Consider the following 13,302-nt stretch of genomic DNA (forward strand, 5'->3'; position numbering starts at 1 on the left):
CAGCCTATTTATTTTATGGACGAAACGTGATTAGTCAACTGCCTGTTGATTTAATCATCCCTTCTATCGTCTCCTGGCCAATGGATTATTGCATTACTTACTTTAGCTCGGCTGCTGAATCGACGACCGAGCATGACATTGTCGACATTGTCGAATTCAGCCGTATCAAAAACGCCCGGTTAAACATCACCGGCGTGCTGCTTTATATCAACGGAAGCATTGTGCAGGTACTGGAAGGCCCTCAAGCGGCCCTTGAAGACTTGTATAAGAGCATTCAGGCCGATGTTCGGCACACGAACGTCAGGGCTGTAATCAGCCAGCCAATTAGTCAGCGACTGTTCAGTCACTGGTATATGGGCTACGAAACGCTGAGTGTTCAGCAGTACGAAGAAGTCCAGAACATCATCCCGGTGGAGCCTCAGGCGCAGCCATTTTCAGATGATGAACAGCCCGTCATTGTGCGGATGCTTAAGGATTTTTTTGATCTGAATAGTCGGAAAGCGACTCATTGACTCTAAACATTATTGGCGAACATTCATTAATAGTGGGGGCTGAGACACTATCTGCTCTGAAGATTATCTCTCATACCAAGCGTTTTATTCAGCCACTCACTAATCGAACTGTTAATGTCCTTTCCCTTTTGGTCAGGAAATCAAGCCGAGCAGGATCGCCTGCAGTATGCCCTGCAGGCCGCGCAAATTGGCACATGGAATCTCGACGTTAGTCGTCAGCAGGTCTGGTGGGATGAACGCTGCCAGGAACTGTACGGCCTGCGTGGTCAGGATGTGGTCAGCTACCAGCAACTACTCGCATCGATTTATGAAGATGACCGGCCCCGCATGGAGCAGGCCATTCAGGCGGCATTGGAGCCGTCGTCGACCGGCTATTATGATGTGCAGTTTCGGACGTCGACCACCCAGACTGTCGATGGCCAACCCCGTTGGTTGCATGCGCAGGGGCGGGCCTACGTCGATGTTCGGGGCGCTGCCTATCGGCTATCGGGTGTCGTGCGCGACATTACCGCGCAGGTGCAAACCCGGCAACAACTTGAGATCAGCAAGGCCCGCTTCCGGAGCCTGGTGGCCAACTCGCCTACCGCCACCGTGCTCTTCGTAGGGCCTCAGATCGTGATTGATTCCGTCAACAAGCCGATGCTTCGGATTTGGGGGAAAGATGAGTCGGTCATGGGGCAGCCGGTTCACGAGGTCATGCCAGAGCTAGCGGGCCAGCCTTTTCTGGACCTGCTCCGCCGGGTGTATGATACGGGCGAGTCGTACCATCAGGCGGAGACCAGAGCGCGCGTGGTAGTTGAAGGGCAATGGCAGGAATCCTGGTTCAATTTTGCCTACAACCCCGTTTATGCCCCGGATGGCAGCATTTATGGCGTGTTGAACACGGCTACCGACGTGACCGCGCAGGTGGTAGCGCTGCGGGCCAGCGAACAGCGCTATCGGCGTTTGTCTGAAGAGTTAGAGCAGCGGGTTAACCAACGTACCCAGGAATTGAATCTGGCGAACCAGGATCTGAAACGCTCCAACGAAAACTTACAGCAGTTTGCCTACATCGCCTCGCACGACCTACAGGAGCCCCTGCGAAAGATTCAGTCGTTCGGTGATCTGGTGCTCAGGCAAACAGCCGCCCCGCTAGACGACCAAAGCCGGTTTATGCTGCAACGGATGGTGGAGGCAGGCAACCGCATGTCGGCGCTGGTCAACGACCTGCTCACGTTCTCGCGGGTAAAAACCCGGCAGGAAGCCTTCAAACAGGTATCCCTGCAAAAGATTATGGCGCGGGTGCTCGACACGCTGGACCTGGCCATTGAACAAACCGGAGCCAGCATTCATTTGCAGGCCCTACCGCGCGTCAACGGCGACGAAATGCAGTTGGGCCAGCTGTTTCAGAACTTGTTGAGCAACTCGCTGAAATTTGCGGCGGGCGACCGTACGCCGGTCATCAGCATCACCGTTGGCGAGCAGGAGCGAGCGACGTTGCCCCCGGATGTGGTGCCAAGTGGCCACGCCGAACGGTTTCACCGAATCGGCGTGGTTGATAACGGCATTGGCTTCGACACCAAGTATCTGGATCGCATCTTCCAGGTCTTTCAGCGACTACACGGCAAGAATCAGTACACCGGTACGGGCATCGGGCTGGCTATCTGTCAGCGGGTCGTTGAGAATCACGGCGGGGCCATCACGGCCCAGAGCCAACCGGGGCAAGGGTCGACATTCATCGTGTATTTGCCAGTGCCGTGAGCCAATCACCCAGTTAAGGGTTGGGTTGGCCGTTGGTGTAGACTTAGCCTTCAAAAGCGTACGGCCACCTGTGTGTTGGCCCCGACTATCAACATCAGCAGGAACGTTGCTTGGCTGAGCTGGCCAACAAAAAAGCTCCGGCACACTGTGACCGAAGCTTTTCGCATTACGCTTTATCCAACTATAAGGGCTACGAGCCACTATGTCCATTAGTGGCTTTTTTTAATGGCTATTGTTTTGGTGCTGTGGAACGTGCCTATAACAAGGAGGCGGATGCATCTGCATCGTACGTTTGACGGGTCATGTGAACGTTGAGGCTTCTACTACCAATGAGCTTATATACTCAAAGCAATTACAATACCAATGAGTACGAACGAGCCAATTAGGTTTAAATTACAAGTAAAAACCTATTATCATTTAGTAAACGGTCAATTTGTCTGGATTAACGGTATTAGGCCGTGAAAAACTTACTACCTGGTGTATTGAGTATAATTATAGTAACGGAGTAGTTTATACGTTTGGATGAATATTTCAGCAAAACTGGTCGGATTGCGTATTTAGTCAAGGTGAAATATTTCCTTTACTTGAATAGAAAACAAAGTTGAAACTAAGGTAGTTACGGAGTAAATATTAACTTATATACGTACCTGCATATAGTATACTAGACTGCTAGGTAATCGACTTGATATCAGCTGCTTAGCTTATAGAAAACCCGGCGCTTGACTGTCTATACACTGCTTTCATCCAACGTTTCGCTATCCAGCAGGAGAGAAATGCCTCTCCTGCTGGTCCCGGTCGATAAGCTACGCTCGGTACTCAATGGGTTTGGCATACGTGTTTGATAACGCCCGACCTGGAAGCTTCCGCCCGAAACGCCAAGACGGTGCTGGCTGGAATATACGCCCTGATAGAAGGTGAAAGAGGCTGGCCGGTAACTTTCGTGAAAGTACCTTCTAGTAAATACCTGTTACCTAATTTGTTGCTATCATGCACGTAAAGCCGATACCTCGTATCTAGTAGCAGCTATCTCATCTACAGTAATTCATGCGGTGAGTTTAAGAAAACAGGCTGATTTCAGTGCTAAAGCTTAATGCGCCTGTAGGGGATAAGCAGTTGTTATGCGGGAATACGGGCCTTTGGTTGACATTGGGCGTTGCCTTCGCCTGGCCTAGATGCAACCTTAATTGTATGACTCAACGGTTACTCTGTCTTGTGTTCTGGTTGGTTAGCTCAGGTACGTATGCCCAGGTTATGCATACATTGTCGGGTACGGTGCGTGACTCCGCCACCCATCAACCGATTGCCCGAGCAGCTATTGTCTTAAACTATGAACGAGCGGTAACCGGCACCTATACGGATTCTAAGGGTAATTTCTCCATAACTATCCGCGCTGGGCAGCACGTAGTGGCGGTACGTCGACTGGGCTTTGTACCGTTTCGACAGGCCATTGACCTACGGGACAATACGGTACTGAACGTAGCCCTGGCCACCGTAGCCAGCCAGTTAGAAGAAGTCGTCGTAACGAGTAAAGGATACGACCCCAACGTACGTCAACCGTTGTTGGGCGTGAGTCAGATTAACCTGGCTGCACTCAAACGAATGCCCGCCGCGCTGGGCGAAGTCGATATCCTGCGTAGTCTGCAAATGCTACCGGGTGTGACAAGTGTAGGCGAAGCCGCTAATGGGGTGAATATTCGGGGTGGTACGACCGACCAGAACCTGATTCTGATGGACGAAACCCCTATTTTCAATCCAACTCACATGTTTGGCCTGTTCTCGGTATTCCCATCCGATGCCGCCAGCGGACTGGATCTATACAAAGGGAGCGTACCAGCCCGGTATGGCGGTCGGGCGGCTTCTGTACTGGATATCAGCCTGCGCAATCCTGATCTGAACCAGTTTAAACTAAGCGGGGGGATTAGCCTGGTCGCTAACCGGCTCACGGTTGAAACCCCGATTGTTGCCGGGAAAGTGGGTGTACTGGTTTCGGGGCGGGGGGCTTTCAACGATTTTCTGCTTCGGCTTGCCTCCAGTCAGCTAGAGGATATTCGTGCCAAATTCGGTGATGGGGTGGTTAAAGTTTTCTGGCGGATGAATAACAACAACACCCTGACCGCAATGGGCTACTTGAGCCAGGACTTATTTCAGACGAATCTGCTCGGTAGTTTAGCCAATATAAATGCCATCAAGACCCAGTTTGCGCAGAAAACCACCAATGGTATGGTACGTTGGTTCCATGCCTTTACGCCCAGACTCAACCTGCAGACTACGGCCCTCTTCGCGTATTACGAACCAACGATTCTGTCAACGGAAGATAGTACAAACAACGACGTAGCGCTGAAGCAATCCCTGTTGCAGCGGCAAATCAAGAGCAATCTGAACTACCAGTTACCCAATCAAAAAATAGAGGTCGGGATTAGCGGGACGCACTATAAGCTAAATCCGGGCGAGTTGATACCCAACAAAAGCCTGGCGGTAAACTACCAGAAAACGCCTCTTGAACAGGCCATTGAACTGGGTATCTACGCGGAGGATGAAATCAGCCTCTCGGATCGATTGGCCGTTTCGGTGGGACTGCGATACGCGTATTTTCTGAATATGGGTCCCTCGGTAGTCCGTCAATACGCGGCTGGCGAAGCGATCAAAACCTCGACCGTTGTCGATTCCATAAGGTACAGGGCCGGTCAGGTTAGCCAGCACTATGGGGGGCTGGAACCCCGGCTGGGTATTCGCTATTCGCTCAATGAGCGTACGTCTTTCAAAGTGGGCTATAACCTGATGCGGCAGTATCTGCAAGTCATCACAAACACCACGACGCCCCTGCCTACCGCCCGCTGGAAGACCGCCGACCCGCACATTCAGCCGCAGGTGAGTCAACTCGTCTCGGCGGGCTATTTCCATAATTTCCGGGCCAACATCGTCGAACTGTCTGCGGAAGTGTACTGGCGACGTACCCAGCACATACTGGACTACAAACCGGGCGCCGATTTCCTGTTGCAGGCCTATCCCGAAACGCAGTTGCTGACCGGGTATAACAAGGCATATGGGCTGGAGGTGATGCTGGCGAAAAAGAAAGGCGAACTGACGGGCTGGGTTAATTACACCTACGCCCGCACGCTCAATCAGGTGGATCAGGGCGCGGGCTTGCAGCAACAAATCAATGGCGGTGACTGGTATCCTGCCAATTATGACCGGCCACACAGCGTCAACATCAGTGTCGCCATCAACGCGTCGAAGCAGCACAGCTTCTCGTTTAATTTTGCCTACAGCACGGGTCGCCCCTACACAGCCCCGGAAGGGTTTATCCGATATCAGGGCCGAAACTACCCGTATTATGGCGACCGGAACCAGCGCCGGATTCCGGATTATCACCGGCTGGATTTTGCCTGGAACATTTACAATTTGAGTGCAAAAAATCGACGCTGGCAGGGTCACTGGACATTTACGATCTATAATTTATATGGTCATCGAAACGCGTATTCGATTTTCTACCGAACCGAGGGAGAGGTGACGAAGCCTTACCGACTGAGCATTTTCGCGGCCCCCATACCTAGCCTGACCTACAACGTTTCGTTTAACTGATGTTCTGTATGAAGCAGACCATGCACCCGGCAACCCGGCTGTTGATTTGGCTACTCTTGCTTGGCTTGCCCGTAGCGTGCATTGACCCGGAAGAGGTGAGCATACGGAGTACGTTGGATATCCTGATTGTCGACGGTGTCATTACCGACCTGCCCGAACAGATGCTCATTCAACTAAGCCAGGCCAAAGCCGATCAGACCCTGGGGCGAACCAGTACGTTTCCCGTTATGAAAGCAACCGTGTCGGTCGTGGTCGACTCGACCGAGGTCGTCGTCTGTTCAGAAATACGGGCTGGTGCCTATCAGTTGCCGACCGGCTTCAGGGGGCAGGTGGGCCACGCCTATCAGCTTCGGTTTACGCTTAGTGATGGTACTCAGTACGCATCGACGCAACAAGTTATGCCGCCCGTAGCTCCTGTCGGCAAGGTAACGTCCCGGTTTAATGCCAACAGCGTCTTTCCGATTATCGATGAAACCTACACCGGCGGCCACGATCTGTTTGTTGATTTTCAGGACCCTGCCAACGAGCGGAACTACTACCGGTGGGATTGGACCCTCTACGAACCGCAGGACTGGTGTCGGAGCTGCTACGAAGGGATTTACGCGGTCAATTCCGTGACGATTGTGTCCAACTCCATGTTCCAGTCGACCCAGCAGCCGTTTGAGAATTGCTTCTATCCACCCGTCGGCTCCTCGGCTTATTCGCAGGTCAGGTACAAATCCTACGACTACCCGTGCCGCACTCGCTGTTGGGAGATCATTCGGAATCGCGACGACATCAACATTTTCAGCGACCAGTATAGCAATGGTGGGTTGATTATTCGTCGACCCGTTGCCCATATTCCTTTTTACCAGAATCAGCCCTGTGTCGTTCATCTGCGTCAGCGATCGCTCACGAGTGATGCCTACGAGTATTTCAGTCTGTTTCAGCAGCAAACCCAGCACACGGGCGGGCTGGCCGATACGCCCCCGTCAGTGCCAGCCGGTAATGTACATACTGTAAAAAACGGTCAGGAAGCCGTGGTTGGCTATTTCACGGCCTCGTCGGTCTTTATTCAGCCCCATTACCTCGACCGCAACGATACCCGAGGCATGCCCCCCGGTCTCTTTTATGCCCTCAATGCCCGCTTGCCCTTTGCCGAGCCCTACCCGCCTTTTGACCTGAAGTTTATTCTTGATGGACCGCCTCGTCCGCCCACCGCAGTGTGCGCGCCAGTCGAGTTCAGAACCCCCGACCGTCCGGCTGGCTGGCCCAATTAACAGCGGATCGCTTCGGCAGCCTGCCGTTTGGGCATTGACAGGCAACGTTGAGGCGGCTGGGTGAACGCAAATAATGGTGCGCAGAAATTCATGATAAACACTTTATAGTCAACAAATTGCTGTCTAGAGGGCGACTGCTGTTGTGCTATCTGTGCCGGTAGGGGTCCAGCGTTTTACACCTGTCAGCTTGTTAGGATTTAGACCTCGTCAGAGACCAGCTGTATACCGGAACTGCCAGCAGCAGGAGCACGATCAGCAAACCGAATAGTGGCCCACTTATCAGGATGCCGACGGTGCGGGGTTTAGCATCGGCTGGGTAAGCCGGGTCGTAAAGTACATCGACCAAGTCGCCTGGCTGCACCTGGGGGCTGGTATCATAGGCGCCCACGCATTCGTAGGCTTGACCCGCTACCTGATAGCGAATCAGGGGGGCGGCTCCAGTCCCGTTTCCCGAGTGCACAAAGCTGATCACCTTGCCCTGCGTTCGCTGCCCACTGATCAATAAGTGGATGGACTGGCTTATCTGTCGGAGGGAAAAGAACAGCCCTGCCCCCACAACAAGGACAAACACAACCCACCAGCCGTATGAACGCCCACTACCCTGGCCGGGCTGCAACTGGTGTTGAGCAGCCTCGACGGTTAGCTGGCCAGTGGCCATTTGATTGAGCACCTGCTGCATCAGCTGCACCGGCACTCTGACAGGGCGTAGTCCCATTTTGGCGGTAGACCACACCACGAACAGGCCAATGATGGTCAGAAGGCAACCAACTCCACCGGCAAGTAATCCCAGCAGCCACTGTTCCACAAACGACGCAAGCTGCCCAACGGCTGGCCGGTCTGGATCGTACTGTACCGTCAGGATCTGACCAACGGTGTAGGCCGCCGGACTGGTGGCCAATCCTTCAAGCTGGTAGGTCTGTCCTGCCACCTGGTAGCTGACGATGGGGGCATAGGTCGGGCGTTTGTGGCGAATGGCGTGGCGGCTCAGTTTCACGACCTTACCAGTGGTATACCGGGCGTGACTGGCGAAGGCCTGTTTTTCCACGTAGGTAGTAACGGCCAGGCGTAGCAAAAACACGCCCACGCTTAGAAAGGCCAGCCCTACCACGGCCCCGATAAGGCCTCGAACCAGGCGCACCCCAACGTTGTCGGCCTCCCTTAGAAGCTGTTCGGCCTGCTGTGGACTGAGTGAATTAGCCGATACACGCCGGAACAATTTCCGTAGGTCTAAACCATCAATCGAGTACGTAGGTTGAGTGGTCATGGCTGTTTACTGAAAAGCTGGTGTTCGCGGCTTTTGCCAGCAAACAGGCCGCATAACCTTATTGGCAGCCCGCTGACGAGTACGTGTGCACCACGAGCAATGATGCAGTAAAGCAACTCGGGAAAGGCACAGCGTGCAATCGGATAAGTATATGATTGGTCATCGGACGTACCTGTTGAGGGGCCGCGCGTACCCGAAGCGGCTACACCACTGAAAATCGAAACACGTTCATGTCGTTTGGTAGCCCCGATGATGGATTAGGATAGCAGTGAGCTAACAACGCGCTTACAGTGAGGTGATAGTTGCAGGTACGTATCTGTAATTTCCTTCCTTGTCACCTTCGCACAATCGTCGTCGCCAGCGCCTTGTTGACCCCGTCCGATAACTCCAGTGGTTGTAGGGGCAGGGTAGGGGGCTTCAACGAGGCGCGAGCTAGCTAGCAGGAAAGGGAGACAGCTAGGAATAGCCAGACCAGTAATAGCTTGTGGGTAATCACTGGCCTGGCTGGATTGATGCGCTAGGTATCGACTGCCGCTATAAGGAGTCAGCTGCCCGGGAAATAACTGGTTTTCAGGTACTCCCGCAGCGACGTTGGCTTGCGGCCCAGCAGTCGCTCGACGGTGTCGTGTGTCCCAGCCAGCATGCCGTGTTTGGCGGCGTCACCCCATTGGGCAAAGAAGTTGGCGACGACTTCGGGGAAGCCTGCGGCTACTTTCTGCGCGATGTAAGGAGCTGGCTCGATGCTTTTGTAAACAATGGGCCGACCCGCCAACGCGGAGAGTTCCCTAGCGATGTCATGAAACGAATAGGCTTCGCTCCCCGTCAAGGTATACGACCGATTGTCGTGCCCGTCGGTAGTCAACAGGGTCGCTGTGGCGGCGGCCAGTTCGCTCCGCTTGATAAAAGCTATCTTGCCTTCGCCCGCCGGGAAACGGATCTCCGCGTCAGGCACCTCACTCCCAATCAAGTAGCCAAGGCCTTCAAAATAATAGCCGTTGTGGAGAATGGTATACACCAGTCCGGAATCTTTGAGGTAGGCTTCAGTAGCCAAATCACTTTCCGTGACCTCCTGCATCACAAATGGTTCGCTGCGCTGGATGCTGGTGTAAAAAAGGTGTTTGACCCCGGCTTCCTTAGCAGCGTCGATGACGTTCCGGTGTTGGCGAACCCGGTCGGTAAACGCTACGGCGGAAACCAGCAGCAATTTATCAACGCCCCGGAAGGCTTGCACCAACGCAGGGTAGTCAACGTAGTCGGCTTGGCGGACAGCTACGCCCCGCTCTGTGAGGTCTGTGGCTTTGTTGACGTCGCGCACCAGGGCTGCAATCTCTGCGGCCGGGGTGGTAGTGAGCAGAAAGTCGATGGTGTCGTGGCCTAACCCACCGGTGGCTCCAGTTACTAGAATCATGATAAAGAAGAATATGACCACCACGTCTAAACAGAACGGGCGCCCGGTGGCATTAAAGGCAAAACCCGCTTATATTTGCTTGCGATTTGCAAGTGTAAAGCTAGAGCAGAACGATTGCAAAATGCAAGTAAAAGGTAAATCTTTTTTATGAAAGAGCTAAAACAGCGCTCCACTTGCCCCATCAGTACATCGCTCGACGTGTTGGGAGACAAATGGACCCTGCTCATTCTCCGGGACATCGTGTTCGCGGGGAAGTCGTCTTACGGGCAATTCCTAGAGTCAGCGGAAAAAATGGCAACCAACATTTTGGCCGACCGCCTGGCAATCCTGGAGTCTCAGGGCATCGTAACCAAGACCGTGGCTACCGATAAGAAATCGAAGTTCACCTACCGCCTGACGGAAAAAGGCGTTGACATCGTCCCCATTCTTGTGGCGCTCGTTGTGTGGGGGGCCAAGCATGGCGAAACGGTTGTCGACCCTGGCTTGCTGGAGGAACTTCGGGCTGGGAAAGACGCGGCCGTTGAGAAGTACCAACGGCTTGCCCGCGATAAGGCTTTGGCGTAAACAAGGGGCATGCGCTCTTACGCCTAGAAAGAGTGGAAAAGAGCTATGGCGTGTTGCCTATTCTATCAGATTGCAGACATGGCTCTTTCAAGAGCTATATCGCCTTCTTAACGCATTTCTGTAATGGCTGATTAGCAGGTTGGGCTGTACCTATCTTGACTTGTCGTGCATACGATTGATTGTATAACCATACTTGGCAGGCTACGTTATAGAGGCGACTAACGGTTCAACTGTATGAAAACGATACTGTTTGCCTGCCTTTTGCTGGCACCCCTATCAGCACTTGCGCAAGAACAAGCATACGAAGTAGCGGTGAGCTACGGCGCCTTCACAAGCCCAAGTTTTAACCAGCAAAAAGCTAGAGATTACTTCTCCGCTGACTTTGACTATCATCTTTCCCGACGCTGGACCATAGCCTCCGGTTTTATGACTGGTCGCTTCAACTACTTCGATAACACCCGGTCAAACGATCCAACCGGTATCTTGTACGGTCCAGATGGTACCAATGCCAGAGGCTATGAGCTATATGGATACGGCATGGCCAAGTACGCACTCGTTAAAACAAGTGGGTTTACGCTCCAACTCGGCGCCGGGATTGGCTTTTTCAACCAGCGCTTAACATACCCTTACCGAGCGACGTATGCCACGGGTAGCTCACTTTATACTGAGGAATCCTCGTTTACCGATTTAGCTTTGCCCGTGACCCTGGAAGCTTATTATGTGTTCAATCAGCGAATTGGTCTAGGGCTAAAAGCCGGGGGGTACATTGAACCTGACTTTCCTGTAGTTGGCGCACACATTGGTCCTCAGCTACGCGTACGTTTGTAAGCCTACGGGTGGGGCGACAAGCTACCGATGCATAGCAAATCGGTACGGGTATGACCAGGATCAATACGTCTCGTGAGGCGCAGTCAATATCTGCTACTGAAAGGTATTGCTCACCAGTTCAGTATCCATATACTCATTTATCGCCCGTAGCTTACCGCCTTCGATATGGCATACCCAGCAGTACCGATTATCATAGATCTTGCCATCGGGCGTGCTGTTATTACCCGTTGCTTCGACCACCACATAATCCCCATCTGCCATAATACGAGTAGCGGTTGCCCTGTAGGGGGGAAGTAAGGTGGTTTTCACGGCCCCCCACAGATCGTTAACTACGGCCTGCTTACCCTGGAAGGTCTTTGCCCATTGACCACTGCCCATCCACCGCCACTGCATGTCGTCGGCCATTGCTGCCAAAAAGGGTTGATCATTACCGGCTGACAACTCAGCGAAGATCGTCTCCATTAACTGTTTATTCTCGATGGCGCTCATTCTATAGCAGATGAAAAATGGATACTCAATTATACAAGCGTTATGGTCTACTTGGCACTAGTTAACGACGTTAGTACGTGTTTTGGACGTGAAAAAGGCCGGGTGTCAGAGCGGCTTTTTTTCGATCAAGCAGTTGACGTAGGTTCGGGTTCACTTCACGTTCAAAATCTCCGTCCAGTTTGTCGTGTACCTAGGCGATATCCTCTGCCGCTTATGGTGCCAGGAGGGATCATGCCCGGCACCGGCCAGCCGTAACCGATCACGGCCGTGGCGGTGATTGATCTTATCAACTTACTGCCAAGGCTCAGATTACGGGTGTGGTGTTAAGAATGGTCAGATCAACAGGCACGGCTATGCAGACGGAACTATTTTTTCGCTTTAAAAAGAAGCCTGAACGTACCCAAAGTTAAAGTCTAACCTATGAACGAAAAAAGCTCCTATACAACTTGTACAGGAGCTTTTCAGTCATTACTTATCAGGGGATTACCCTTGGAAAAAGTCTTTCATCTTCTCGAAGAAGCCTTTCTCATTCTTATTGGGTTTCGGCTGGAAGTTGGGCGAATTCCGAAGCTTTTCCAGCAGCGCCCGCTCCTCAGACGATAGCGTTTTGGGCGTCCAGACGTTGACGTGAATCAATTGATCACCCCGTCCGTAGCCGTTCAGTTCTTTGATGCCTTTGCCTTTCAGGCGCAGGATTTTGCCACTTTGCGTACCGGCCTCCAGGGTGATGCGGGCGCGCCCATCGATGGTAGGCACTTCGACCGACGTACCCAACGCCGCATCGACGAAGGTGACATACAGGTCGAAGACGACGTTGGTTCCGTCGCGCTTGAGGTTTTCGTCTTCCTCTTCCTCCACCACAATCAGCAGATCGCCGGCTACACCACCGCGCGGGGGTACGTTGCCTTTGCCACCTACCGACAGTTGAATGCCTTCAGCTACACCGGCCGGAATCTTGATCGGGATGACGTCTTCCTGCAACACGCGCCCTTCACCGTGGCAAACGTCGCAACGGTCGGTTACGAGCTTGCCTTCGCCGTTACAGGTGGGGCAGGTGGCCGTCGATACCATCTGACCCAGCATGGTGTTGACCACCTTGCGGGTTTGACCCGATCCCTGACAGGTTTGGCAGGTCTGCACGGCGGTGCCGTTTTTCGAGCCGTTGCCGCCGCAGGTATTACAGGCCACATGCCGCTTTACCTTGATTTTTTTCTCAACGCCGTTGGCAATCTCCTGAAGGTCGAGCTTCAGTTTGATGCGCAGATCGGAACCCCGCCGAACGCGTTGACGCTGCTGACCGCCACCGCTACGTCCGCCGCCAAAAAACGACCCAAACGGCGAATCATCCCCGAAAATGTCGCCAAACTGGCTGAAGATGTCGTCCATGTTGGGACCGCCATAGCCGCCGCCCGCCGCACCGCCCAGCCCCGCGTGCCCAAACTGATCATACCGGGCGCGTTTCTGGTCGTCGCTCAGCACGTCGTAGGCCTCGGCCGCCTCCTTGAACTTCTCTTCGGCGGTGGGGTCGTCGGGGTTTTTATCGGGATGGTACTTTACAGCCATCTTGCGGTAGGCTTTTTTCACCTCGTCCGCCGTGGCCTTCTTGTCCACGCCCAATATCTCGTAGTAATCTCGTTTCGTTGACATTCCAGATGA

11 protein-coding genes are annotated in these 13,302 nt (G+C 53.3%); 6 read left to right on the forward strand and 5 right to left on the reverse strand.

From position 1 onward, the window contains the following. Nucleotides 1-80 precede the first annotated feature (80 nt). The 4 genes from FAES_RS15565 (at nucleotide 81) to FAES_RS15580 (ending at nucleotide 7,093) form a co-directional block, all read left to right on the forward strand. Nucleotides 81-512 carry a BLUF domain-containing protein gene (locus tag FAES_RS15565; RefSeq protein ID WP_015332193.1) on the forward strand — a complete coding sequence of 144 codons (432 nt, stop codon included), beginning with the start codon at nucleotides 81-83 and terminating at the stop codon, nucleotides 510-512. Nucleotides 513-626: 114 nt separating this feature from the next. Continuing rightward, a complete protein-coding gene (locus FAES_RS15570; protein ID WP_015332194.1) occupies nucleotides 627-2,252 on the forward strand; it encodes a sensor histidine kinase in 1,626 nt (541 codons plus the stop codon). Nucleotides 2,253-3,440: 1,188 nt separating this feature from the next. Further along, on the forward strand, nucleotides 3,441-5,834 hold the full coding sequence (locus FAES_RS15575; protein ID WP_015332195.1) for a TonB-dependent receptor: 2,394 nt from the start codon (nucleotides 3,441-3,443) through the stop codon (nucleotides 5,832-5,834). Nucleotides 5,835-5,842: 8 nt separating this feature from the next. After that, nucleotides 5,843-7,093, forward strand: coding sequence for a DUF4249 family protein (locus FAES_RS15580; protein ID WP_229364487.1), 1,251 nt, complete (start codon nucleotides 5,843-5,845; stop codon nucleotides 7,091-7,093). Nucleotides 7,094-7,283: 190 nt separating this feature from the next. Here the strand turns inward: FAES_RS15580 and FAES_RS15585 are convergent, their stop codons facing one another. Then, nucleotides 7,284-8,357 carry a DUF3592 domain-containing protein gene (locus FAES_RS15585; RefSeq protein WP_015332197.1) on the reverse strand — a complete coding sequence of 358 codons (1,074 nt, stop codon included), beginning with the start codon at nucleotides 8,355-8,357 and terminating at the stop codon, nucleotides 7,284-7,286. A 544-nt stretch (nucleotides 8,358-8,901) separates the two neighbouring features. Continuing rightward, nucleotides 8,902-9,765 carry an SDR family oxidoreductase gene (locus tag FAES_RS15590; protein ID WP_015332198.1) on the reverse strand — a complete coding sequence of 288 codons (864 nt, stop codon included), beginning with the start codon at nucleotides 9,763-9,765 and terminating at the stop codon, nucleotides 8,902-8,904. A 147-nt stretch (nucleotides 9,766-9,912) separates the two neighbouring features. On the opposite strand from FAES_RS15590, the gene FAES_RS15595 reads away from it, so the two are divergent. Then, complete coding sequence (locus FAES_RS15595; RefSeq protein WP_015332199.1) at nucleotides 9,913-10,329, forward strand: winged helix-turn-helix transcriptional regulator; 417 nt, start codon at nucleotides 9,913-9,915, stop codon at nucleotides 10,327-10,329. 234 nt (nucleotides 10,330-10,563) lie between these two features. Continuing rightward, nucleotides 10,564-11,157 carry a hypothetical protein gene (locus tag FAES_RS15600; RefSeq protein ID WP_015332200.1) on the forward strand — a complete coding sequence of 198 codons (594 nt, stop codon included), beginning with the start codon at nucleotides 10,564-10,566 and terminating at the stop codon, nucleotides 11,155-11,157. A gap of 93 nt (nucleotides 11,158-11,250) precedes the next feature. On the opposite strand, the gene FAES_RS15605 is transcribed toward FAES_RS15600, so the two are convergent. From FAES_RS15605 to dnaJ, 3 genes are all read right to left on the reverse strand, one after another. Beyond that, nucleotides 11,251-11,646, reverse strand: a complete 396-nt coding sequence (locus tag FAES_RS15605) for a nuclear transport factor 2 family protein (protein WP_015332201.1) — start codon at nucleotides 11,644-11,646, stop codon at nucleotides 11,251-11,253. A 150-nt stretch (nucleotides 11,647-11,796) separates the two neighbouring features. After that, on the reverse strand, nucleotides 11,797-11,928 hold the full coding sequence (locus FAES_RS29620) for a DUF4113 domain-containing protein (protein WP_083891523.1): 132 nt from the start codon (nucleotides 11,926-11,928) through the stop codon (nucleotides 11,797-11,799). 201 nt (nucleotides 11,929-12,129) lie between these two features. Next, on the reverse strand, nucleotides 12,130-13,293 hold the full coding sequence (dnaJ, locus tag FAES_RS15610; protein ID WP_015332202.1) for a molecular chaperone DnaJ: 1,164 nt from the start codon (nucleotides 13,291-13,293) through the stop codon (nucleotides 12,130-12,132). Between the last annotated feature and the right edge of the window lie 9 nt (nucleotides 13,294-13,302).

This window comes from Fibrella aestuarina BUZ 2, from assembly GCF_000331105.1.
GTDB lineage: Bacteria > Bacteroidota > Bacteroidia > Cytophagales > Spirosomataceae > Fibrella > Fibrella aestuarina.

Coding starts and splice junctions, on each gene's coding strand:
- FAES_RS15565 (WP_015332193.1), top strand. CDS start 81: ATGGATTATTGCATTACTTACTTTAGCTCGGCTGCTGAATCGACGACC.
- FAES_RS15575 (WP_015332195.1), top strand. CDS start 3,441: ATGACTCAACGGTTACTCTGTCTTGTGTTCTGGTTGGTTAGCTCAGGT.
- FAES_RS15570 (WP_015332194.1), top strand. CDS start 627: ATGTCCTTTCCCTTTTGGTCAGGAAATCAAGCCGAGCAGGATCGCCTG.
- FAES_RS15605 (WP_015332201.1), bottom strand. CDS start 11,646: ATGAGCGCCATCGAGAATAAACAGTTAATGGAGACGATCTTCGCTGAG.
- FAES_RS15585 (WP_015332197.1), bottom strand. CDS start 8,357: ATGACCACTCAACCTACGTACTCGATTGATGGTTTAGACCTACGGAAA.
- FAES_RS15595 (WP_015332199.1), top strand. CDS start 9,913: ATGAAAGAGCTAAAACAGCGCTCCACTTGCCCCATCAGTACATCGCTC.
- FAES_RS15580 (WP_229364487.1), top strand. CDS start 5,843: ATGAAGCAGACCATGCACCCGGCAACCCGGCTGTTGATTTGGCTACTC.
- FAES_RS15590 (WP_015332198.1), bottom strand. CDS start 9,765: ATGATTCTAGTAACTGGAGCCACCGGTGGGTTAGGCCACGACACCATC.
- dnaJ (WP_015332202.1), bottom strand. CDS start 13,293: ATGTCAACGAAACGAGATTACTACGAGATATTGGGCGTGGACAAGAAG.
- FAES_RS15600 (WP_015332200.1), top strand. CDS start 10,564: ATGAAAACGATACTGTTTGCCTGCCTTTTGCTGGCACCCCTATCAGCA.